A 21,687-nucleotide genomic window follows, 5' to 3' on the forward strand; every position below is an offset into this window, starting at 1 on the left:
ACTTCCTTAACTACGCACCCTCAGGAATCCTTTCCATGTTGAACCGTATCGGTCGCGTTTTTGCTGGCGCAGCATTGCTCGCCAGCTGTGTGCTGGGCAACGCCCAGGCTGAAGAAAAAGCCATCAACTTCGGCATCATGTCCACCGAGTCTTCGCAGAATCTGAAGAGTATCTGGCAGCCGTTTCTCGACGATATGCAGAAGAAAACCGGCCTGAAGATCAATGCCACCTTCGCCTCCGACTATGCCGGCCTGATCCAGGGCATGCGCTTCAACAAGGTCGACGTCGCCTGGCTCGGCAACAAGGCCGCCATTGAGGCCGTGGACCGTTCCAACGGCGAGATCTTCGCCCAGACTGCTGCCGCCAGCGGTGCCGCCGGGTATTGGAGCGTGCTGATCGTGCGCAAGGACAGCCCGATCAACTCCGTCGACGACATGCTGAAAAACGCCAAGTCCCTGACCTTCGGCAACGGCGATCCGAACTCCACATCCGGCTATCTGGTGCCGGGCTACTACGTCTTCGCGAAGAACCATGTCGACGCCGCCACCGCGTTCAAACGCACCCTCAACTCCAGTCATGAGGTCAACGCCTTGAGCGTGGCCAAGGGACAACTGGATGTCGCGACCTTCAACACCGAAAGCTGGGATCGTCTGGAAGTGACCCAGCCGGACAAGGCTGCACTGCTCAAGGTGATCTGGAAGTCGCCGCTGATCCCCGCCGACCCATTGGTATGGAGCAAGGCCCTGAGCGACAGCGAGAAAACCAAGATCCGCGATTTCATCTTCAACTATGGCAACACCGACGCCGAGAAAGCCGTGCTCGCGGGCATGCAGTTGGGCAGGTTCCTGAAGTCCAGCGATGACCAGTTGCTGCCGATCCGTCAACTTGAACTGTTCAAGCAGCGCAGCACCATCAGCGCCGACACCAAACTTGAGGCCGCAGACAAGGCCAAGCGCCTGGCCGAGATCGATGCCGAACTGGCCAGGTTGCAAGAGCGCCTGACCTTGCTCGAGAAATCCAGCGACCAAAAGAGTACGGCCAGCGCTGGCTGATACACGGCGCGTGTCCATGTAGGAGTGAGCCTGCTCGCGATAGCGGTGGCACATGCAACATCGATGTCGACTGACACACCGCCATCGCGAGCAGGCTCACGCCTACAGGTGTTGCGCCTCTTTGAACCGCATTTTTAGAGGAATCCCATGACCACTCTGCACGCTGAAGCTGTCGGCAAGCGCACCTGGCCGCAGTACGCCGGTTGGGGCCTGTTTCTGGTCCTGCTGGCCTGGGCCTGGCACGGCGCCGAGATGAACCCGATGGCGCTGTATCGCGACTCGGGAAACATGGCGACCTTCGCCGTTGATTTCTTCCCGCCGGACTTCCACGAATGGCGCGCCTACCTCAAGGAAATGATCGTCACCGTACAAATCGCCCTGTGGGGCACGGTGTTGGCGATTGTCTGCTCGATTCCCCTGGGGATTCTCTGTTCGGAAAACATCACCCCCTGGTGGATTCACCAGCCACTGCGCCGGGTGATGGACGCGTTCCGTTCGATTAACGAAATGGTCTTCGCCATGTTGTTCGTGGTGGCCGTCGGGTTGGGACCGTTTGCCGGTGTTCTGGCGCTGTGGATCAGCACCACCGGTGTGCTTGCCAAGCTGTTTGCCGAAGCGGTCGAGGCCATCGACCCGGGTCCGGTTGAAGGGGTTCGCGCCACCGGTGCCAGCGCCCTGCAAGAGGTGATCTACGGGGTGATTCCGCAGGTGATGCCGCTGTGGGTGTCCTACGCGCTCTACCGCTTCGAGGCCAACGTGCGCTCGGCGACGGTGGTGGGGATGGTCGGTGCCGGCGGGATCGGGGTGATTCTCTGGGAAAACATCCGCGCCTTTCAGTTTGTTCAGACGTGTGCAGTCTTGCTGGTGATCATCGTCGTGGTGAGCCTGATCGACATCCTGTCGCAACGCCTGCGCAAGCAGTTCATCTGAATTTCGGAGGGGTGCCCGTGGGCGCTTTTTTTAAGCATGCAGTTGTCTAGACAAGATGAGCCGGTGTACCGCGAATTGGCCGACATCCTGCGCCGTGAGCTGGCTGATTATCAGGCCGGGGACTTCCTGCCGGCGGAGGTGCAGTTGGCTGACCGCTTCGGGGTCAACCGCCATACCTTGCGCCGCGCCATTGATGAGTTGGTGTTCGAAGGCAGCCTGTTGCGCCGCCAGGGCAAGGGCACGCAGGTGCTGGAGCGGCCGCTGATTTATCCAATGGCCGCCGACAGTGCCTACAGCCAGTCCTTGTCGGCCCAGGGTTTGGGCGTCGAGGCGGTGCTGCTCAAGCGCCGTTACTGCTTCGCCAGCCGTGAAGAAGCGCAGCACTTAGGGCTTGCCGAGATGGCGCCGATGATCGAGTTGCAGACGTTGCGCAAGCTCGATCACCAACCGGTCAGCTTGATCCGCCATCGCTACTGCGCCAGCCATGCGCCGATGCTGGCGGACTACACCGGCGGCTCATTGCGCCAGTACCTCAGCGAACGCGATCTGCCGTTGACCCGAACCCTGAGCCTGATAGGCGCCCGTTTGCCCAGCCGCGAAGAAGCCGCGTTGCTGATGATGCCCCGGCATTTGCCGGCGCTGAGTGTATTCACCCTTTCCCGCGACCGCGACGGCCGCCCGGTGGAGCTGGCCCAGTCCACCAGCCGTTCGGATCGCTTCCAGTACCAGGTCTTCACCTGATGGAGAACTCAACGATGAACCCTGTTCCTCACGACCCGCGGCAACACTGGATCGGCGTGTTGGCCCGCGCCCGTCGCAGTGAATTGCAGCCTCACGAAGCGGCACTGCGAGACGTCGAGTACCAATTGATCCGCGCCCCGGAAATCGGCATGACCCTGGTCCGTGGCCGCATGGGCGGCAATGGTGCGCCTTTCAACGTCGGCGAAATGAGTGTGACCCGTTGCGTGGTGCGCCTGGCCGATGGCCGTACCGGTTACAGCTACCTGGCGGGTCGCGATAAGGCCCACGCCGAATTGGCGGCCCTGGCCGACGCGCATTTGCAGGGCGCGCAACAGCGCCATTGGCTTGATCAGGTGATCACACCGCTGGCCAATGCCCAGGCACAACGTCGGGCGCAGAAAGAGGCGGAAACCGCCGCCACCAAAGTCGAATTCTTCACCCTCGTTCGAGGAGAAAACTGATGAGCGCACCGTTGTTGCAACCGGCGTTTACCGACCCGGTGCTGGATGCCCAGCGCGGTTTTCGCGCCGCGCTCAAAGCGCTGGCCGGCCCCGGCTTGATCCAGACCTTGCACGCCACCCCATGTCTTGAAGGGCTGGCGCCCGCCACTTACGCCTTGTGCCTGGCCTTGCTGGATGTCGACACGCCACTGTGGCTGGCACCGACTTTCGACACACCGGTGATCCGCGCCAACCTGGCGTTCCACTGCGGCTGTCCGCTGACATCGCGCCGTGAAACTGCGCGTTTCGCCTTGCTCGACGCTGAGGATCTGCTCGACCTCAGTGGCTTCGACCATGGCAATGACCGCTACCCCGATCAGTCCTGCACCTTGCTGGTTCAGCTGCCGAGTCTCGACGGCGGGGCAGGGCTGGTCTGGCGCGGGCCGGGTATTCAGACCGAGCATCGGGTCAGTCTGCCCGTGGCTGACGGCTTCTGGCGCGAGCGTGAACTGCGCAACGAATTCCCCCGAGGGCTGGACCTGTTTTTCGCCGTCGGTCACGACTTTATCGGCCTGCCGCGCAGCACGCGGGTCGCTCGCACAGCACAGGAGCTTGCCTGATGTACGTAGCCGTCAAGGGTGGCGAACAGGCCATCGACAACGCCCACCGTCTGCTGGCGAAAAAGCGCCGGGGCGATACCTCAGTCACCGAACTCGGCGTCGAGCAGATCCGTCAGCAACTGCCGCTGGCGGTGGCGCGAGTGATGAGCGAAGGCTCGCTGTACGACGAAGAACTGGCCGCACTGGCGATTAAGCAAGCGGCGGGCGATCTGGTCGAGGCGATCTTCCTGCTGCGGGCCTACCGCACCACGCTGCCGCGTTTCAGCCCGAGCCTGCCGATCGACACGTCAGACATGCAGCTCAGCCGGCGTTTGTCTGCCACGTTCAAGGACGTGCCGGGTGGGCAGTTGCTGGGGCCGACCTTCGATTACACCCATCGTCTGCTCGACTTTGCATTGCTCGCCGAAGGCGAATATCCGGGGCCACAAATGACCCCTGACGCCGTCCTCGAACCCTGCCCACGGGTTTTGGGTTTACTGGCCAAGGAAGGCTTGATCAAGAACGAATCCGACAACAGCGACAGCGTCGCCGACATCACCCGCGACCCACTGGAACTGCCCGCCAGCCGCGCGCAACGCTTGCAGGCTCTGGCCCGTGGAGATGAAGGTTTTCTGCTGGCGTTGGGTTATTCCACCCAACGCGGTTATGGGCGTAACCATCCGTTCGCCGGGGATATTCGCATCGGTGAAGTGGAGGTGTGGATCGATCCCGAAGAACTGGGCTTCCCCGTCTGCCTGGGCAGCATCGAAGTGACCGAATGCGAGATGATCAACCAGTTCGTTGGCTCGGCTACCGAGCTGGCGCAGTTCACGCGTGGTTACGGTCTGGCGTTCGGGCATGCCGAGCGCAAGGCCATGGGCATGGCGCTGGTCGACCGTGCACTGCGGGCCGAGGAGTTCAACGAAGAGATCGTGTCCCCGGCGCAACAGGAGGAATTCGTGCTGATGCACTGCGACAACGTCGAGGCCGCCGGTTTTGTCTCGCACCTCAAATTACCGCACTACGTGGATTTCCAGGCCGAACTGGAGCTGATCCGCAAACTTCGCAAACCGGTGGAGGGCCGCAGCCATGAATGACCTGACCCAGGTGCCAATTCGCGATACGGCGTACAACTTTGCCTACCTTGATGAGCAGACCAAACGCATGATCCGCCGCGCCTTGCTCAAGGCGGTGGCGATCCCCGGTTATCAGGTGCCGTTCGGTGGGCGCGAGATGCCATTGCCTTACGGCTGGGGCACCGGCGGCATGCAGTTGACCGCTGCCATTCTGGGTGCCGAAGACGTGCTCAAGGTCATCGACCAGGGCGCGGACGACACCACCAACGCCGTGTCGATCCGCCGTTTTTTTGCCCGCACCGCTGGCGTCGCGACCACCGAAAGTACGCCGGACGCGACGGTGATCCAGACCCGCCACCGTATCCCGGAAACGCCGCTGCACGCCGATCAGATCATGGTGTATCAGGTGCCGATTCCCGAGCCGCTGCGCTTTATCGAACCGTCGGAAACCGAGACCCGGACCATGCACGCCCTCAATGATTATGGGGTGATGCACGTCAAGCTCTACGAGGACATCGCCACCTTCGGCCACATCGCCACCGCTTACGCCTACCCCGTGATGGTCGACGAGCGCTATGTGATGGACCCGTCGCCGATCCCCAAATTCGACAACCCGAAACTCGACATGAGCCCGGCGCTGATGCTGTTCGGCGCGGGTCGGGAAAAGCGTCTGTACGCGGTGCCGCCCTACACACAGGTCACCAGTCTCGACTTCGAGGATCACCCCTTCGAAGTGCAGAAGTGGGACGAGTGCTGCGCCATTTGCGGCAGCCGCGATTCCTTCCTCGACGAGCTGATCATCGACGACGCCGGGACTCAGAGTTTCGTTTGTTCCGACACCTATTACTGCGCCCAGCGCGTCAGCCAGCAGGAGCAAGGCCAATGAACCATGCGCTGAAAAATCAACTGTCCACCGCCACCGCCGAGCCCTTGCTGCGAGTGCGCGACCTGTCGTTGTTGTATGGCCTGGAGAAGGGATGCCAGGGCGTCAGTTTCGACCTGTATCCCGGCGAAGTACTGGGGATTGTCGGCGAGTCCGGTTCGGGCAAATCGACGTTGCTTTCATTGCTCAGCGGGCGCCTGCCGCCCCAGCGCGGCAGCATCGGCTACCGCGACAAGCAGGGCCGGTGGATCGACCTCTACAGCGCCAGCGAAGCCGAACGCCGGACTTTGCTGCGCACCGAGTGTGGCTTCGTCGAACAGAATCCCCGGGACGGTTTGCGCATGGGTGTTTCCGCTGGCGCCAACATCGGCGAACGCCTGATGGCCCAGGGCGTACGCAATTACCAGCAACTGCGCGGGGCGGGGATCGACTGGCTGAGTCAGGTGGAAATCGACCCGATGCGCATTGACGACTTGCCCCGGACCTTCTCCGGCGGCATGCAACAGCGGCTGCAAATCGCCCGCAACCTGGTGTCGAGCCCGAGGCTGGTGTTCATGGACGAACCGACGGGTGGGCTCGACGTGTCGGTGCAGGCGCGTTTGCTCGACTTGCTGCGCGGGTTGGTGCGTGAACTGGACCTGGCCGTCGTGATCGTCACCCATGACCTGGCCGTGGCCCGTTTGTTGGCGGATCGACTGATGGTGATGCGCCGCTCACGGGTGGTGGAAACCGGGTTGACCGACCAGATCCTCGACGACCCGCAGCACCCGTATTCGCAACTGCTGGTGTCTTCGGTATTGCAGCCGTGAAGCCCCGTCCATCTGTGGAAGTCCGAGCGATGAATACCTTGATCGAGGTCCGTGACCTCTCGAAAACCTTCACCCTGCATCAACAGCACGGCGTGGTCCTGAACGTGCTGCGCGGGGTGGATTTCAGTGTGGCGGGCGGTGAGTGCCTGGTGCTGCAGGGTCAGTCCGGTGCGGGTAAAAGCACCTTGTTGCGCACGCTGTATGGCAATTACTTGCCGGCGGGCGGCAGCATTCGCGTACAGCACGACGGTCACTGGCTGGAGCTGGTGGGCGCTGCGCCGCGTGACATTCTTCAGGTGCGTCAGCGGACCCTGGGCTATGTCAGCCAGTTCTTGCGGGTGATCCCTCGCGTCGCATGCCTGGACGTGGTGATGGAGCCGGCGCTGGCCCGTGGCTGGTCAAAACATCTGGCGCAATCGCGCGCCGAGCTGCTGCTCAGCCGCTTGAACATTCCGCAACGCCTATGGCAGTTGGCACCCGGCACCTTCTCCGGCGGCGAGCAACAACGGGTCAACATCGCCCGTGGCTTTATGGTCGCTTGGCCGGTGATGTTGCTCGACGAACCGACGGCTTCCCTCGACGACACCAATCGCCAGGTGGTGCTGGAACTGATGAACGAAGCGAAAGCGGCAGGCGCCGCGTTGATCGGCATCTTCCACGACCGCACCGCCCGCGAGGCAGTCGCCGATCGCCATCTCGACATGACCCCAGCTGCTGTGGACCACGAGGAATACGCCGATGTCCGCTGAACAGATTCTCAGCAACGCCCGCCTGGTCACCGCTGACCGTGTATTCCTCGGCACGCTCGTGCTGCGCGACGGGTTGATTGCCGAAGTCGCCGAAGGTCCGAGCCGCTTGCCCCGGGCCCAGGACCTCAACGGTGATTACTTGCTGCCGGGCCTGGTGGAGTTACACACCGACAACCTGGAAAAACACATGACCCCGCGTCCAGGTGTGGACTGGCCATCGCGCCCGGCGGTGCTCAGCCACGATGCGCAGATCATTGCCGCCGGTATCACCACGGTGTTCGACGCCGTGTCTATCGGTGACGTAAACCCCAAAGGTAACCGCATGCAGAAATTGCCGGCGATGCTTGAGGCGATCTCCAGCGCTTCCGACGCCGGGCTGACTCGCGCTGAACACCGGCTGCACCTGCGTTGTGAACTGTGTCATCCGGACACGTTGAGTGTGTTCCGTGACCTGGTGGAGCATCCGCTGGTGCAACTGGTGTCGGTGATGGACCACTCGCCGGGCCAGCGTCAATTCGTCCTGGAGTCCAAGTATCGCGAGTACTACATGGGCAAGTACCACCTGACGACGACACAGATGGATGAATTCATCGCCCTGCAGATCGCCAACTCCCGTGAGTACAGCACCCGCTATCGCGCGGCGATTGCGCAGCATTGCCTGGCTCGTGGCCTGTCGGTGGCCAGCCACGACGACGCAACCCTGGCCCACGTCGAAGAGTCGGCGCGCTACGGCATGACCATCGCCGAGTTCCCGACCACCCTTGAAGCGGCGCGCGGCAGCCAACAACAGGGCATGAAGGTACTGATGGGCGCACCGAACATTGTTCGCGGCGGTTCCCATTCGGGCAACGTCGCCGCCGCTGACCTGGCTGCTGAAGGTTTGCTGGACATTCTTTCCAGTGATTACTACCCGGCCAGCCTGTTGCAAGCGGCGTTTTTACTGGCGTCCCAAAGCACATGCGACCTGGCTCAGGCGGTGCGCATGGTGACGTTGGCCCCGGCCAGAGCGGCAGGCCTGAGCGATCGCGGCGAGATTGCGCCGGGGTTGCGCGCGGACTTGGTGCAGGCCAGGACCCAGGACGGGCTGCCGGTCGTTCAACAAGTCTGGCGACAAGCGAAGAGGGTGTTTTGATGGCGGGCAGGTTGATCTATCTCATCGGACCTTCAGGTTCGGGCAAGGACAGCCTGCTGGATGCCGCACGAGCGCGGTTGGTCGAACGCGACTGTCGCATCGTGCGGCGGGTCATCACCCGCTCGGCGGAAGCTGTGGGGGAGGCGGCGCAAGGCGTGAGCCTCGACGAGTTTGCCACGCTTGAGGCGCAGGATGCGTTTGCCCTGAGCTGGCGCGCCAATGGTCTGGCATACGGCATTCCCCGGGAAATCGATGACTGGCTGGCGGCGGGGCAGGATGTGCTGGTCAATGGCTCACGCGGTCACTTGCCGCACACCCGCTTGCAATATCCAAAGGTGCTCGTGCTGTTGCTGACCGTGGATCAAGCCGTGTTGCGCCGCCGCTTGCTGGCGCGGGGACGTGAATCCGTTGCCGAAATCGAGGCACGGCTGGCACGCAATATCCGTTTCAGTGACCGTGTGCTCGCCGAGCACGATCCGGCGTTGTCTGTGATCGACAACTCCGGGATGCTGGAGCATACGGTCGAACACCTGCTGGCCTGCATCGACGGGCAACCCGTATGCGCCTGACCTTACTGGGCACCGGCGACGCCCGACAGGTCCCGGTCTACGGCTGCGAGTGCGTTGCCTGCGACCTGGCCCGCAACGATGAACGCCGCAGGCGTCGCCCGTGCAGCGCGCTGATCGAATGCGGCGATCAGCGCTGGCTGATCGACAGTGGCCTGCCCGACCTGACCGAACGCTTCCCACCCCGCAGCTTCAACGGCATTTTCCAGACCCACTACCACGCCGATCACGCCCAAGGGCTGCTGCATTTACGCTGGGGTCAGGGCTTGGTGATTCCGGTGCATGGGCCGGTGGACCCGGAAGGCCTGGCGGATCTCTACAAACATCCCGGCATTCTCGATTTCAGCCAGCCGTTCAGCAGCTTTGAAACCCGGCAGTTCGGCACGCTCAGTGTTACGGCGTTACCGCTGCTGCACTCCAAACCGACCCTTGGTTATGTGCTGGAGGGGGAGGGGCGAAGGATCGCCTACCTGACCGACACAGTGGGCTTGCCACCGTCCACTGCTGAATGGCTGCAACGCGTACCGCTGGACCTGCTGGTCCTCGATTGCTCAATACCGCCGCAACCGCAGACACCTCGTAATCACAACGATCTGAACCTTGCATTGCGTTGCATTGAGGACCTGCAACCGGAGTTGGCTGTGTTGACCCATGTCGGGCATACGCTGGATGCCTGGTTACTGGAGCACCGGAGGGAGCTGCCGGGGAATGTCAGGGTTGGTTTTGATGGGTGTGTGGTTTAGCGATCTTTAGATTTGATGCCTGCTTAACCAACAACCCCTGCACATACTCCACAAACGCCCGAGCCTTCGCGCTGGCCATTCTTCCTGTGGGAAACACCGCCCACAAATCCTGATTCGGCAACGTCCAATCCTTCATCACTTCCCTGACCGCGCCGTTGGCCAGTTCCGGTGCAAACATCCATTCGGATGCCATGGTCAGCCCTTGATGGGCGAGCACGGCTGCACGCAGACCTTCGGCGGCGTTGACGCGGACTCGCCCGCTGATGATGACTGACTGATCATCTGTCCCGTTGCGGAACTGCCAATTGGCACCGCCGCCCAAGGTGTAGACGACTGCTTGATGTTTGCTCAGATCGGCAGGGCAGGTAGGCTCGCCGTGTTTTTCGAAATAGGCGGGCGTGCCCAGTACCATGCGCCGACACTCGGCGATCTTGCGGGCGGTGAGGCCTGAGTCGCTCAAGACGCCCAAGCGCAGGGCGATGTCGACGCCTTCTTCCACCAGGTTGACGTTGCGATCGTCCAGCATCAAATCGATGGTCAGGCCCGGGTTCTGATCGAGAAATGGCCCCAGGTGCGGAACGATGTGCAGCCGGCCGAAGGTCACGGCGGCGCAAATGCGCAGGTTGCCGGTGAGCCCACTGGCGGCACCGCGCGCGGCGTTGTCAGCCTCGTCCGCTTCTCCGATGGCACGCTTGGCGCGTTCGAAAAAAGCCAGGCCAGCCTCTGTGGGCGTCAGACCTCGGGTCGAGCGCAACAGCAGCCTGACCGCGAGGCGCGCTTCCAAATGCGCGATGGCTTTCGAGACGGCGGGCTGGCCGATATTCAAGCGCCGGGCGGCGGCGGAAAACGAACCGGTTTCCACCACGTAGACGAAGGTTTCCATTGCGGCGAGGCGGTCCATTTTGAGTCCTTGTGGAGATCAAATTGTTGGAGCGGGCCTGCTCGCGATGATGGCGGCACATCCAACATCAATGTGACTGACGGTCCGCCATCGCGAGCAGGCTCGCTCCCACAGGGGATTTGGGTTGTTGGTTAGAACGCCGCTTTGCCTATCGAAGACCCGCCGTCGACAAACAAGGTTTGCCCGGTGATGAACCCGCTCTGCTCGGACAACAAAAACGCAATCGCCGCCGCGATCTCCTGCGGCTGCCCCAACCGACCCATCGGTACGCCGGCCAGATACCGCGCTTCACCTTCGCTGCCCGGCGGGTTGTTGGCGCGAAACAGTTCGGTTTCAGTCGGCCCCGGGGCCACGGCGTTTACCGTCACGCCGGTTTGCGCCAGTTCCAGCGCCCAGGATCGAGTGAAGCTGATCAGCGCCGCTTTGGCCGCCGCGTAGGCGGTGCGCTGCGTGATACCCAGCACAGTCAGGCTGGAAATGTTCACCACCCGACCCCAACCCTTGGCGCGCATGTTCGGCAGCAGCGCCTGAGTGGCCTGCAACGCCGAATGCAGGTTGACCCGCATCACGTCGTCGAACGTGTCGAGGTCGATTTCCCCCAGCACCTGCGGGCGCACCAGACCGACGTTATTGACCAGTCCATCAAATTCGTAAGTCCTGGCCAGCTCCGCCAGCACTTCCTGAGTCAGTGCCCTGTCGCTCAGATCCAGCGGAAACAGAATGCCGGGAAAGCTCAGGTCGGGCGATCGGGCGATTCCGACCACCCGATGACCCGCGCGGTCCAGGTGCTCGGCGACCGCGCGGCCGATGCCTTTGCTGGCGCCGGTGATGAGAAAGGTACGTCGGGTCATTGCTCACTCCTTGAAAGAACATGCCGCGAGTCAGGCGACATTTGATCGGTTCAGCCGCGAATCGCATCCAGCATCGCGTCAGGCTCAGGACGCTGAGTGTAATCCGGGTTGATCTCGGCGTAACGGAGCAGGCTGAGCGAAAGTATTCATGCTTGGGAAGAATGCCGCGGCCCGCCATCACACTCTGTAAAAAAACCGAGCGTCGCGTTCCGGATTTTTGTGCTTGAGTAAATATAACTCTAGGGTTACTTTTATTTGGGCCTGAGCAAGGAGGCGAGTGGTGCAGAGCAGGCTATTGATCAAGGAATTGGAGGAGGCCGGCTGGATACTGGATCGGATTACCGGCAGCCATCACCTCTTCAAACACCGGTACAACCCGTACACGATACCCGTCCCTCATCCGAAAAAGGATTTGCCGATCGGGACGGTCAAAAGCATCAGGAGGCGAGCCGGGTTGTATTGCCCGGGAGCCAGTTACGCAGGAGATCCATAATGCAATATCCAATCTGTATCGAGTGGGGCGACGAGAACACCGCCATCGGTATTCAGATCCCCGATATTCCAGGCGCCGTAACGGCCGGGGATACGTTTGAAGACGCCTATAACGCAGCGGTCGAGATTGCTCACATCATGCTTCAGGAGATTGCAGCTGACGGGGAGTCGATTCCCATGCCTACGTCTGCTGCCGCTCACCGTGGCAATCCGGGCTTTGCCGACATGGGCTGGGGAATGCTTGAGCTGGACATCGCGTCGTACATGGGCAAAACCGAGAAGGTCAATGTGACGTTGCCCGGCTACGTGATCCAGCGTATCGATCGTTATGTGCGTGAGCACAATGTCAAAAGCCGCTCTTCATTTTTGGCAGATGCGGCGATGGAGAAGTTGGTTCGGCACTGAGTGAAATCGAGACCATTGCCTTCGCGGGCGTCTAACCCTTGCCCGCGAAGCTATTGGTGGACTATGCCGTAGCCAGCGAACGGTTCTCCGAGACACTCAAAAACCGCAACAACGCCAGCAACGGAAACGCACTGCCCACAATCACGATCCACAACCAGCCACCGTGCTCATACACCGCACTGGCCACCGAAGAACCAAACGCCCCACCGATGAAGATGCTGGTCATGTACAGCGCATTCAGGCGGCTGCGGCTTTTGGCGTCGAGGGCATAGACCGCGCGTTGGCCGAGCACCATGTTCATCTGCACGCAGAAGTCGAGCACCACGCCGGTGACGGCAAGGCCGATGACGCTGTAGACCGGGTGGATGAAGGCGGGCAGGAAGCTCAGGCTGGCGAACAGCAGGGCCAGCAGCGAAGCAATGCGAGTGTGGCCGGCATCGGCCAGTCGACCGGCAATGGGGGCGGCGATGGCGCCGATGGCCCCGACCAGGGCGAAGATCGCGATCTGGGTTTGCGACAAGCCATGATTGCGCGCCAGTTCCAGCGGCACGGCGGTCCAGAACAGGCTGAAGGTGGCGAACATGCACCCCTGATAAAACGCGCGCTGACGTAACACCGGTTGTTGACGCAACAGGGTCCACAGAGAGCCCAGCAACTGACCATATGAAGCGCTGTGATCAGGCTGGCGCTTGGGGATCGTCAGCGCCAGCACGATGCTGATCGCCGCCATCAGCACCGCTGCAATCACAAACATCGCACGCCAGCCAAAATGGTCAGCCACCACGCTGGACACCGGTCGCGCCAACAGAATCCCCAGCAGCAAACCGCCCATGATCCCGCCGACTACACGGCCACGAGACTCTTCCGGTGCCAAATGTGCAGCCAGCGGAATCAGGATTTGCACCGACACCGAACTGAACCCCACCAGCAGCGATATCAGCAAAAACACGTTTGGCTGATCGGTGAACGCGGCGCCCAGCAGACTGGCAATCGCCACCACCGTGGTGATGATCATCAAACGACGATTTTCCAGCAGATCACCCAGCGGCACCAGGAAGAACAGACCCAACGCATAACCGATCTGGGTCAGCGAAACGATCAGGCTGGCCATGGTGCTGGTCAGGCCAATATCTGGCGCGATCAGGCCGATGATCGGTTGGGCGTAGTAGATGTTGGCAACGATGGCACCGCAGCAGAAGGCGAATAGCAGCACCATGCCTCGGGTCATTGTTGCGGTGCCGTGGGGCACCTGGGTCGCTGGGTTCATAACGGGTCTCGCTGAGCAAAAGAGAATGCGCGCAGGCTAAAGGGCTATCGGAATGGGCAGAAGTGGGTTTGGAGTGATAGCAATCATTCCGTTGCGGAATGAGTGACGGACATGTGTGATGTCCATCGAGGAGCCTTGCGTCAAAATATCGAGGTCCGATGATACATTCACTTACATCCTGTTCGATAGCGTGCTTATGTTCTCTCTTCACGTTTCATTAAACGGAAGGCACTTTCATGAATGCGATGTTTCGTCATCTGATTCGCGGCGCTTCAGTGGTTACCTTGATCGGCTTGTTCACGGCAGGTCTTGCCCAGGCTGCCGACGCGCCGGGCATGCGCATCGGCGTTCGCGGTGAGATCACCGGGGTCAGTCCCGACGTGCTGAAAGTCCACGTCAACAGTGGTGAAAACGTGGTGATCAACCTGACTAAAGACACCAAGGTCCGCGCCGTCACCCTGGCCAATATCGAAGACATCAAACCCGGCAGCTACATCGGCTCGGCGGCCGTTTCGCAGGAAGACGGAACCCTCAAGGCACTGGAAGTCCACGTCTTCCCACCAGAACTGGCTGGCAGCGGCGACGGCCATCGGCCGTTTGATTTGGCGAAGGGCAGCAGCATGACCAATGGCAGCGTCGGTGATTTGGTCGTCAGCAATGGCCGGGTGTTGACCGTCAACTACAAGGGCGGCCAGCAGAAGATTCTGGTGCCGGAGGATGTGCCGATCGTGAACCTGGTGCCGGGGGATCGCAGCTTGCTGAAGGTGGGCGTGAAGATCGTGACGTTTGTGACTCAAAGTGCAGACGGGACGCTGACTGCCCAATCCATTGCGGCGGGCAAGGATGGCGTGACGCCGCCGATGTAACTGCTTGGCGCAAACCCTGTGGGAGCGAGCTTGCTCGCGAATGCGGCGTGTCAGGCAACAAATTTATCGAATGGATAAATGTCATCGCGAGCAGGCTCACTCCCACAGGGGATCTTCAGTGAACACGAGTTTTGTGTTCGGGCACAAAAAAGGCGACCTTCTCAGGTCGCCTTTTTCGTGGGGCTCAGCAATTACTGACCGCTGTAGATCTGATCAAAGATCCCGCCATCATTGAAGTGGGTCTTCTGCACAGTCCGCCAGTCACCAAAGGTCTTCTCCACCGACAGGAAATCCACTTTCGGGAAACGATCGGTGTACTTGGCCAACACCGCCGGATCACGCGGACGCAGGTAGTTTGCCGCCGCAATCTCCTGGCCTTCCGGCGACCACAGGTACTTCAGGTATTCCTCGGCCGCAGCGCGAGTGCCTTTCTTGTCGACGGTTTTGTCGACCACCGACACTGGCGGCTCGGCTTCGGCGGAGACGCTTGGGTAGATCACTTCAAACTGATCACGACCAAACTCACGGGCAATCATTTCCGCTTCGTTTTCGAAGGTCACCAGCACATCACCAATCTGGTTGGTCATGAAGGTCGTAGTGGCTGCGCGGCCACCGGTATCCAGCACCGGCGCTTGTTTGAACAGCTTGCCGACGAAGTCTTTGGCTTTGCTTTCGTCGCCACCGTTTTTCAGCACATAACCCCAGGCCGAGAGGTAGGTGTAGCGGCCGTTACCCGACGTTTTCGGGTTTGGCACGATCACCTGTACGCCGTCCTTGAGCAGGTCGGGCCAGTCTTTCAGGGCTTTCGGGTTGCCTTTGCGAACGATGAACACGGTGGCGGAGGTGAACGGCGCACTGTTGTTCGGCAGACGGGTGACCCAGTTGTCCGGGATCAGTTTGCCGTTGTCCGCCAGGGCGTTGATGTCGGTGGCCATGTTCATGGTGATGACGTCAGCCGGCAGGCCATCGATCACCGAACGCGCCTGTTTGCTGGAACCGCCGAAGGACATCTGCAGGGTGATGTTTTCGTTGTGCTCCGCTTGCCAGTGTTTCTGGAAGGCAGTGTTGTAGTCCTTGTAGAAATCGCGCATCACGTCGTAGGAAACGTTAAGCAGGGTCGGTGCAGCCTGAGCCATGCTGGTCAGTGCCAGACCAGCGGCCAGAAGTGAGGCGCCAAAGAGTTTTTTCACTGCGCAGTCCTTGTTTTTTGTAGGAGCTGCCGCAGGCTGCGATCTTTTGATTTCGTTCTTGATCTTAAATAGCCGACACCAATCAAATTCAAAAGATCGCAGCCTGCGGCAGCTCCTACGGGTTAGTTGTCAGTCATTAAAAGAAGTGTCGCCACCGTTTTGCCAGCGACTATAACGGGGCTTGCATAGTCCTTTAAAGATTAAAAAGCACTTTGCTTATTCCATTTTCTTGAACAGCTGATTACCGCACCGTGAGCAGAACGCGGCGCCATGTTCGTGGTTGTTTTTCTTGCACACCGGGCAGTCATGTTGCAGTTGTTCGCCGCGCATCGCGTTGGCCAGTTCGGCGGTGAAAATTCCCGTCGGCACGGCGATGATCGAGTAACCGGTGATCATCACCAGCGACGAAATCACCTGGCCCAGCGGCGTCTTAGGCACGATGTCGCCGAAGCCCACGGTGGTCAGCGTGACGATAGCCCAATAGATGCCCTTGGGAATGCTGGTGAAGCCGTGCTCCGGGCCTTCGATCACGTACATCAGCGTTCCGAACACCGTCACCAGGGTGCAGACGCTGAGCAGAAACACCACGATCTTCTGCTTGCTGCCGCGCAATGCGGACATCAGATAGTTGGCTTGCTTGAGGTACGGGCTGAGCTTGAGTACGCGGAAGATCCGCAGCATCCGGATGATCCGGATAATCAGCAGGTACTGCGCATCGGCGTAATACAGCGCAAGAATGCCGGGCACGATCGCCAGCAAATCCACCAGTCCATAAAAGCTGAACGCATAGCGCAACGGCTTGGGTGAGCAATACAGCCGCAGGCCGTATTCGATGGCGAAGATGACCGTGAAGCCCCACTCGATGTACGCCAGTACATTGGCGTAGTTCTGGTGAACCGCGTCGATGCTGTCGAGCATCACGATCACAATACTGGCGAGGATGATCAACAGCAGGATGCCGTCGAAGCGCTGACCGGCCTTGGTGTCGCTCTGGAAAACCATGACGTAAAGCTCTTCACGCCAGTTTTTGTTGCTGTCCATGGATACCGCCTGAACCAATGATCAGCGAAGCCTAGGTTGATTCTCCTCCAGAGTGCAAGGCGTACGGGCGACAGCGGTCTTGCCGAGCATTTGAACAATCGTTCTGATCAGCCAGCAGGAGAGGATGAACGGCGCGGTCAGCGTTGGCAGACCGATGGCGGCAAACACCGGCGTCAGCAACAGCGCTGATGCAATACCGACCAACGGCAGCCAAGGCTTCTGGCGCTGCGAGCTGAAGGCGAGGGCGGCGAGTACGGCGTTATAGCCACCGAGGCCGATCAATGCGGTATAGAAGTCGTGATGCAGCATGCTCCAGCCCATGCCCGCGACAGACGCCAACAACGCCCAGCAGAATGCGCGGCGATCAGCGATCAGCAAGCCCACGGCAATCATCGTACCGGCCAGCGGATGACCGAGGAACATCACCTGGCCGAGGCCTTTGAGTGGTGCGGTGAGCATGTTCAGCGTATTGATTTCGATCAAGTGCGCATTTGTCGAGGGCGTGGCGAAGCACAGCAGCAACCAGCCCAGCCCCACGAAGGGCGCCGTATAGGCCGGCAGGTACTGGCTGACCCGGACGCGTTTGAGCCACTGTTGAGTGAACATCGCGCTCAGGCCGCCCGCGGCAATGATCAGCGGCGGCAACATCGCTGACCACGGGAAGTAGAGGCTCAGCAACAAGCCGAGCAAGACACCGTTGTAACTGAAGAGCCCGGCCTGTCGATCGGCCTTGGCATAGCCGCGTCGTTGCGCGGTGAGCAGCCCGGCGACACCGCCCAGCAGTGCACCGCCGAGCAGGGTGGGCGCGGTGAAAAGAATGGCCAACAGGCACAGCAGACCGCACAGCGGATGACGCTGGAGGAAGATCTGGCTGAAGCCGTTGAGCAGGGCAGTGGCCCAGTCGGGGCAGTGGGTGTTGAAGTGGTTGGCAGGCATTTTTATCTATGTGTCAAAGGGACCGAGTTGCCTGCATCGCGAGCAGGCTCACTCCCACACTGAATCTTTGTTCAGCTGATGGATGTGTGAACTACACACATCCACTGTGGGAGCGAGCTTGCTCGCGATGGGGCCGGTATGGACGCTAAATCAGCGTCTCTATGCGCAAAGAGTTAGTCGACCCCGGCTGCCCAAACGGCACACCCGCCGTGATCAATAACGTGTCGCCACGCTTGGCCATACCCTGCGCCTGGGCAATCTCCAGCGCCGTCGAGCACACTTCATCCACCTGCCGCAGCCGATCATTGACCACCGAGTGCACGCCCCACGCCACGGTCAACCGGCGAGCGGTTTGCAGGTTCGGCGTCAGGTTGAGGATCGGCACCGTCGGCCGTTCCCGCGCCGCACGCAAACTCGAGGTGCCGGACTCGCTGTAATTCACCAGTACCGCCACCGGCAGCACATTGCTGATGCGACGAATCGCGCAGCTGATCGCATCGGAAACAGTTGCCTCAGCCTTAGGCCGGCTCACATCCAGTTGCGCCTGATAGTCCGGACCATTTTCCACCTGGCGAATGATCTTGCTCATCATCTGCACGGCTTCCAGCGGGTACTCGCCAGACGCGGTTTCCGCCGACAACATCACCGCATCCGCACCTTCGGCCACGGCATTGGCAACATCGGTCACCTCGGCACGGGTCGGGGCAGGGGAGAAGCGCATCGACTCCAGCATCTGGGTCGCCACCACCACCGGTTTGCCGAGCTGACGGCAGATGGTGATGATGTTTTTCTGGATTTGCGGCACGCTTTCGGCCGGCACTTCCACGCCCAGGTCACCGCGAGCAACCATGATCGCGTCGCTCAACTCAGCGATTTCGCGCAGTTGTGTCACGGCCGATGGCTTCTCGATCTTGGCCATCAAAAACGCTTTGTCGCCGATCAGTTCGCGCGCCTCGCGAATGTCTTCCGGGCGCTGCACAAACGACAGCGCCACCCAGTCCACACCCAGCTCCAGACCGAAGCTCAAATCGCGACGGTCCTTGGCGGTCAGCGGGCTCAGTTCCAGCACCGCTTGCGGCACGTTCACGCCTTTGCGATCCGAGAGTTCGCCACCATTGAGCACGGTGGTGTCGATGGCGTCGGAGTACTTGGTGACCACGCGAAGACGCAGCTTGCCGTCGTCCAGCAGCAGGTCCATGCCCGGCTCAAGTGCGGCGATGATTTCCGGGTGAGGCAGGTTGACCCGGCGCTCATCGCCCGGCGTCGGGTCAAGATCCAGACGCAGCGCCTGACCGCGATGCAGTTGCACTTTGCCCTCGGCGAACTTGCCGACCCGCAGTTTCGGGCCTTGCAGGTCCATCAGAATGCCCAGCGGATAATTCAGCTGGCGCTCGACTTCACGAATCCACTGATAGCGCTGAGCGTGGTCGGCGTGATCGCCATGGCTGAAGTTCAGGCGAAAGATGTTGACCCCGGCCTGCACCAGCTCACGGATGTCGTCGATCCCGTCAGTGGCAGGACCGAGGGTGGCGAGGATTTTAACCTTCTTGTCAGGCGTCATTTTTAGGGCTCTCGAGAATCAGGATGGCACGGAAGTCGTTGACGTTGGTGCGGGTCGGCTCGGTGACGATCAGTGCGTCCAGCGCCTCGAAATAGCCGTAGCCATTGTTGTTGTCCAACTCGTCGCTGGCGCTCAGGCCGAGGGCGGCGGCGCGGGCGTAGCTGTCCGGGGTCATGATTGCGCCGGCGTTGTCTTCGGAGCCGTCGATGCCATCGGTGTCACCGGCCAGCGCGTAGACGCCGGGCAGACCTTTGAGGCTGTCGGTCAGGCTCAGCAGGAATTCGGCGTTGCGTCCGCCACGGCCATTGCCGCGTACGGTGACCGTGGTTTCACCGCCCGAGAGGATTACGCAGGGCGCTGCCAATGGCTGACCGTGCAGCACGACCTGACGGGCGATACCGGCATGAACCTTGGCCACTTCGCGGGATTCGCCTTCCAGGTCGCCGAGGATCAGCGGGCTGAAACCGGCTTGACGCGCTTTCACCGCAGCGGCTTCAAGCGACTGTTGTGGACGAGCGATCAGCTGGAAGTGACTGCGCGCCAGGCTCGGATCGCCGGGTTTGACCGTCTCCGATTCCGGGCTCTGCAGCCAGTTGCGCACCGAGGCCGGGACTTCGATGTTGTAGCGCTTGAGGATCGCCAGGGCTTCGGCCGAGGTGCTCGGGTCGGCCACGGTGGGGCCGGAGGCGATGACCGTGGCGAGGTCGCCCGGTACATCGGAAATCGCATAGGTATAAACAGTGGCAGGCCAACAGGCTTTGCCGAGACGGCCACCCTTGATCGCCGAGAGGTGCTTGCGTACGCAATTCATCTCGCCAATGGTGGCGCCGGATTTTAGCAGGGCTTTGTTGATCGACTGCTTGTCGGCCAGGGTGATGCCGGCCGCGGGCAACGCCAGCAGGGCAGAGCCACCGCCCGAGAGCAGGAAGATCACACGGTCGTCTTCGGTCAGGTTGCTGACCAGTTCCAACACGCGTTTGGCGACCGCCAGACCGGCAGCATCAGGCACCGGGTGAGCGGCTTCGACCACTTCGATTTTTTCACACGGGGCGCCGTGACCGTAACGCGTCACCACCAGACCTGATACTTCACCCAGCCAGCAACGCTCCACCACTTGGGCCATGGCCGCGGCGGCTTTGCCGGCACCGATGACGATCACCCGACCGCTGCGATCTTTGGGCAAATGGGCTTCGAGGACTTGCTGCGGATGGGCCGCGTCGATGGCTGTGGCAAACAGCTCGCGCAGGAATTGTTGCGGATTGACCGACATGGCGGGCTCCCGGATTTCTTGTTATTGGGGTTGGAGCAACTCGGATCCTTGTGGGAGCCAGCCTGCTGGCGATTCAGGCGCTGAGGTCTATCAGACACACCGCGTTGATTTCATCGCTAGCAGGCTAGCTCCCACAGGTTCAGGCAGGGCTTACTTGTTATCGCGAATCGAGAAATTCGCCATGTGTTCCAGGCCCTTGATCAGCGCCGAGTGGTCCCAGTTGCTGCCGCCGATGGCCGCGCAGGTGCTGAACACTTGCTGGGTGTTGGCGGTGTTCGGCAGGTTGATGCCCAGCTCGCGCGCGCCGGCCAGGGCCAGGTTCAGGTCCTTCTGGTGCAGGCTGATGCGGAAGCCTGGATCGAAAGTGCCTTTGATCATGCGCTCGCCGTGCACTTCGAGGATCTTCGAAGATGCGAAACCGCCCATCAGCGCTTCACGGACCTTGGCTGGATCGGCACCGTTTTTCGAAGCAAACAGCAGGGCTTCGGCCACGGCCTGGATGTTCAGCGCCACAATGATCTGGTTCGCCACTTTCGCGGTTTGACCGTCGCCGTTGCCGCCCACCAAAGTGATGTTCTTGCCCATCGCCTGGAACAGCGGCAGAACGCGCTCGAAGGCATCGGCATCGCCGCCGACCATGATGCTCAGGGTCGCGGCCTTGGCGCCGACTTCACCGCCGGACACTGGCGCGTCGAGGTACTGAGCGCCTTTTTCGTTGATTTTGGCAGCGAAAGCTTTGGTGGCGGTTGGCGAGATCGAGCTCATGTCGATCACGACTTTGCCTTTGCCTACACCGGCCGCAATGCCGTCTGCGCGAAACAGCACGTCTTCGACCTGCGGGGTATCCGGCACCATGACGATGATGAATTCGGCTTCTTGCGCGACTTCTTTCGGGTTCGCCAGGGCGACGGCGCCACCGGCAATCAGGTCAGCAGGTGCAGGATCGTGGTGTGCCGACAGGAACAGGCTGTGACCGGCTTTCTGCAGGTTCAACGCCATTGGGTGGCCCATGATGCCGGTGCCGATAAATCCGATTTTAGCCATGAGAAATTCCTCTTGTTTTTGTGTTGCTCGCAAGCAAATAGGGGGAGCGCTTTGTGTGGGAGCGGGCTTGCTCGCGAATGCGGTGTGTCAGTCGACGTGAATGATGAATGACACACCGCATTCGCGAGCAAGCCCGCTCCCAC

Annotated in this window: 24 protein-coding genes; 15 read left to right on the forward strand and 9 right to left on the reverse strand. The window is 60.9% G+C overall.

Translation table 11 applies throughout. The features are described 5' to 3' along the window. Positions 1-35 precede the first annotated feature (35 nt). From phnD to phnP, 12 genes are all read left to right on the forward strand, one after another. Positions 36-1,052, forward strand: a complete 1,017-nt coding sequence (gene phnD, locus ACMXYJ_RS09990) for a phosphonate ABC transporter substrate-binding protein (protein ID WP_415759665.1) — start codon at positions 36-38, stop codon at positions 1,050-1,052. Positions 1,053-1,199: 147 nt separating this feature from the next. Further along, a complete protein-coding gene (gene phnE, locus ACMXYJ_RS09995) occupies positions 1,200-1,982 on the forward strand; it encodes a phosphonate ABC transporter, permease protein PhnE (protein ID WP_415759666.1) in 783 nt (260 codons plus the stop codon). 36 nt (positions 1,983-2,018) lie between these two features. Next, complete coding sequence (gene phnF, locus ACMXYJ_RS10000) at positions 2,019-2,723, forward strand: phosphonate metabolism transcriptional regulator PhnF (RefSeq protein WP_415759667.1); 705 nt, start codon at positions 2,019-2,021, stop codon at positions 2,721-2,723. 14 nt (positions 2,724-2,737) lie between these two features. After that, on the forward strand, positions 2,738-3,184 hold the full coding sequence (gene phnG, locus ACMXYJ_RS10005) for a phosphonate C-P lyase system protein PhnG (RefSeq protein WP_415759668.1): 447 nt from the start codon (positions 2,738-2,740) through the stop codon (positions 3,182-3,184). After that, on the forward strand, positions 3,184-3,783 hold the full coding sequence (gene phnH / locus ACMXYJ_RS10010) for a phosphonate C-P lyase system protein PhnH (RefSeq protein WP_415759669.1): 600 nt from the start codon (positions 3,184-3,186) through the stop codon (positions 3,781-3,783). Before phnG ends, phnH begins: the two co-directional genes overlap by 1 nt. Beyond that, positions 3,783-4,859: a carbon-phosphorus lyase complex subunit PhnI gene (locus tag ACMXYJ_RS10015; protein WP_415759670.1), complete on the forward strand. Its 1,077-nt coding sequence runs from the start codon at positions 3,783-3,785 to the stop codon at positions 4,857-4,859. The genes phnH and ACMXYJ_RS10015 overlap by 1 nt, the downstream gene beginning before the upstream one ends. Further along, positions 4,852-5,724, forward strand: coding sequence for an alpha-D-ribose 1-methylphosphonate 5-phosphate C-P-lyase PhnJ (locus ACMXYJ_RS10020; RefSeq protein ID WP_415759671.1), 873 nt, complete (start codon positions 4,852-4,854; stop codon positions 5,722-5,724). Before ACMXYJ_RS10015 ends, ACMXYJ_RS10020 begins: the two co-directional genes overlap by 8 nt. Then, on the forward strand, positions 5,721-6,530 hold the full coding sequence (gene phnK / locus ACMXYJ_RS10025) for a phosphonate C-P lyase system protein PhnK (protein ID WP_415759672.1): 810 nt from the start codon (positions 5,721-5,723) through the stop codon (positions 6,528-6,530). Before ACMXYJ_RS10020 ends, phnK begins: the two co-directional genes overlap by 4 nt. Positions 6,531-6,559: 29 nt before the next feature. Further along, positions 6,560-7,279, forward strand: a complete 720-nt coding sequence (gene phnL, locus ACMXYJ_RS10030; protein WP_415759674.1) for a phosphonate C-P lyase system protein PhnL — start codon at positions 6,560-6,562, stop codon at positions 7,277-7,279. Further along, complete coding sequence (locus ACMXYJ_RS10035) at positions 7,269-8,411, forward strand: alpha-D-ribose 1-methylphosphonate 5-triphosphate diphosphatase (RefSeq protein ID WP_415759675.1); 1,143 nt, start codon at positions 7,269-7,271, stop codon at positions 8,409-8,411. Before phnL ends, ACMXYJ_RS10035 begins: the two co-directional genes overlap by 11 nt. Further along, positions 8,411-8,980, forward strand: a complete 570-nt coding sequence (gene phnN, locus ACMXYJ_RS10040) for a phosphonate metabolism protein/1,5-bisphosphokinase (PRPP-forming) PhnN (protein ID WP_415759676.1) — start codon at positions 8,411-8,413, stop codon at positions 8,978-8,980. The genes ACMXYJ_RS10035 and phnN overlap by 1 nt, the downstream gene beginning before the upstream one ends. Continuing rightward, positions 8,971-9,720: a phosphonate metabolism protein PhnP gene (gene phnP / locus ACMXYJ_RS10045; protein ID WP_415759677.1), complete on the forward strand. Its 750-nt coding sequence runs from the start codon at positions 8,971-8,973 to the stop codon at positions 9,718-9,720. The genes phnN and phnP overlap by 10 nt, the downstream gene beginning before the upstream one ends. On the opposite strand, the gene ACMXYJ_RS10050 is transcribed toward phnP, so the two are convergent. Both ACMXYJ_RS10050 and ACMXYJ_RS10055 read right to left on the reverse strand, forming a co-directional pair. After that, a complete protein-coding gene (locus tag ACMXYJ_RS10050) occupies positions 9,689-10,621 on the reverse strand; it encodes a LysR family transcriptional regulator (protein ID WP_415759678.1) in 933 nt (310 codons plus the stop codon). The two genes, phnP and ACMXYJ_RS10050, sit on opposite strands and share 32 nt — an antisense overlap. Positions 10,622-10,752: 131 nt before the next feature. After that, positions 10,753-11,472, reverse strand: coding sequence for an SDR family oxidoreductase (locus ACMXYJ_RS10055; RefSeq protein ID WP_415759679.1), 720 nt, complete (start codon positions 11,470-11,472; stop codon positions 10,753-10,755). A gap of 280 nt (positions 11,473-11,752) precedes the next feature. Here ACMXYJ_RS10055 and ACMXYJ_RS10060 point away from each other — a divergent pair, with 280 nt between their 5' ends. Together ACMXYJ_RS10060 and ACMXYJ_RS10065 are read left to right on the forward strand one after the other, a co-directional pair. Further along, positions 11,753-11,965 carry a type II toxin-antitoxin system HicA family toxin gene (locus tag ACMXYJ_RS10060; protein ID WP_283183591.1) on the forward strand — a complete coding sequence of 71 codons (213 nt, stop codon included), beginning with the start codon at positions 11,753-11,755 and terminating at the stop codon, positions 11,963-11,965. Next, positions 11,965-12,369: a type II toxin-antitoxin system HicB family antitoxin gene (locus tag ACMXYJ_RS10065; RefSeq protein ID WP_415759680.1), complete on the forward strand. Its 405-nt coding sequence runs from the start codon at positions 11,965-11,967 to the stop codon at positions 12,367-12,369. Before ACMXYJ_RS10060 ends, ACMXYJ_RS10065 begins: the two co-directional genes overlap by 1 nt. Before the next feature lie 61 nt (positions 12,370-12,430). Here ACMXYJ_RS10065 and ACMXYJ_RS10070 read toward each other — a convergent pair whose 3' ends face one another. Further along, positions 12,431-13,636, reverse strand: coding sequence for an MFS transporter (locus ACMXYJ_RS10070; RefSeq protein WP_415759681.1), 1,206 nt, complete (start codon positions 13,634-13,636; stop codon positions 12,431-12,433). A 236-nt stretch (positions 13,637-13,872) separates the two neighbouring features. On the opposite strand from ACMXYJ_RS10070, the gene ACMXYJ_RS10075 reads away from it, so the two are divergent. Beyond that, entirely contained in the window at positions 13,873-14,502 is a 630-nt protein-coding gene (locus ACMXYJ_RS10075; RefSeq protein ID WP_415759682.1) for a hypothetical protein, read from the forward strand. 191 nt (positions 14,503-14,693) lie between these two features. Here ACMXYJ_RS10075 and ACMXYJ_RS10080 read toward each other — a convergent pair whose 3' ends face one another. From ACMXYJ_RS10080 to ACMXYJ_RS10105, 6 genes are all read right to left on the reverse strand, one after another. After that, positions 14,694-15,692 (reverse strand): sulfate ABC transporter substrate-binding protein, encoded by a 999-nt coding sequence (locus ACMXYJ_RS10080; RefSeq protein ID WP_218536511.1) that lies wholly within the window; start codon positions 15,690-15,692, stop codon positions 14,694-14,696. Between the two features lie 216 nt (positions 15,693-15,908). Beyond that, the gene (locus ACMXYJ_RS10085) at positions 15,909-16,733 is read right to left on the reverse strand and encodes an ion transporter (protein WP_415759683.1); all 825 of its coding nucleotides are present in this window, start codon (positions 16,731-16,733) and stop codon (positions 15,909-15,911) included. A 21-nt stretch (positions 16,734-16,754) separates the two neighbouring features. After that, positions 16,755-17,669, reverse strand: a complete 915-nt coding sequence (locus tag ACMXYJ_RS10090) for an urea transporter (RefSeq protein ID WP_415759685.1) — start codon at positions 17,667-17,669, stop codon at positions 16,755-16,757. A gap of 145 nt (positions 17,670-17,814) precedes the next feature. Then, positions 17,815-19,230 carry a pyruvate kinase gene (gene pyk, locus ACMXYJ_RS10095; RefSeq protein ID WP_415759686.1) on the reverse strand — a complete coding sequence of 472 codons (1,416 nt, stop codon included), beginning with the start codon at positions 19,228-19,230 and terminating at the stop codon, positions 17,815-17,817. Then, positions 19,220-20,500 (reverse strand): glycerate kinase type-2 family protein, encoded by a 1,281-nt coding sequence (locus ACMXYJ_RS10100; RefSeq protein WP_415759687.1) that lies wholly within the window; start codon positions 20,498-20,500, stop codon positions 19,220-19,222. The genes pyk and ACMXYJ_RS10100 overlap by 11 nt, the downstream gene beginning before the upstream one ends. A 150-nt stretch (positions 20,501-20,650) precedes the next feature. After that, entirely contained in the window at positions 20,651-21,544 is an 894-nt protein-coding gene (locus ACMXYJ_RS10105; RefSeq protein WP_415759688.1) for a 2-hydroxy-3-oxopropionate reductase, read from the reverse strand. Between the last annotated feature and the right edge of the window lie 143 nt (positions 21,545-21,687).

This window comes from Pseudomonas arabinosi (genome assembly GCF_047758675.1).
GTDB lineage: Bacteria > Pseudomonadota > Gammaproteobacteria > Pseudomonadales > Pseudomonadaceae > Aquipseudomonas > Aquipseudomonas arabinosi.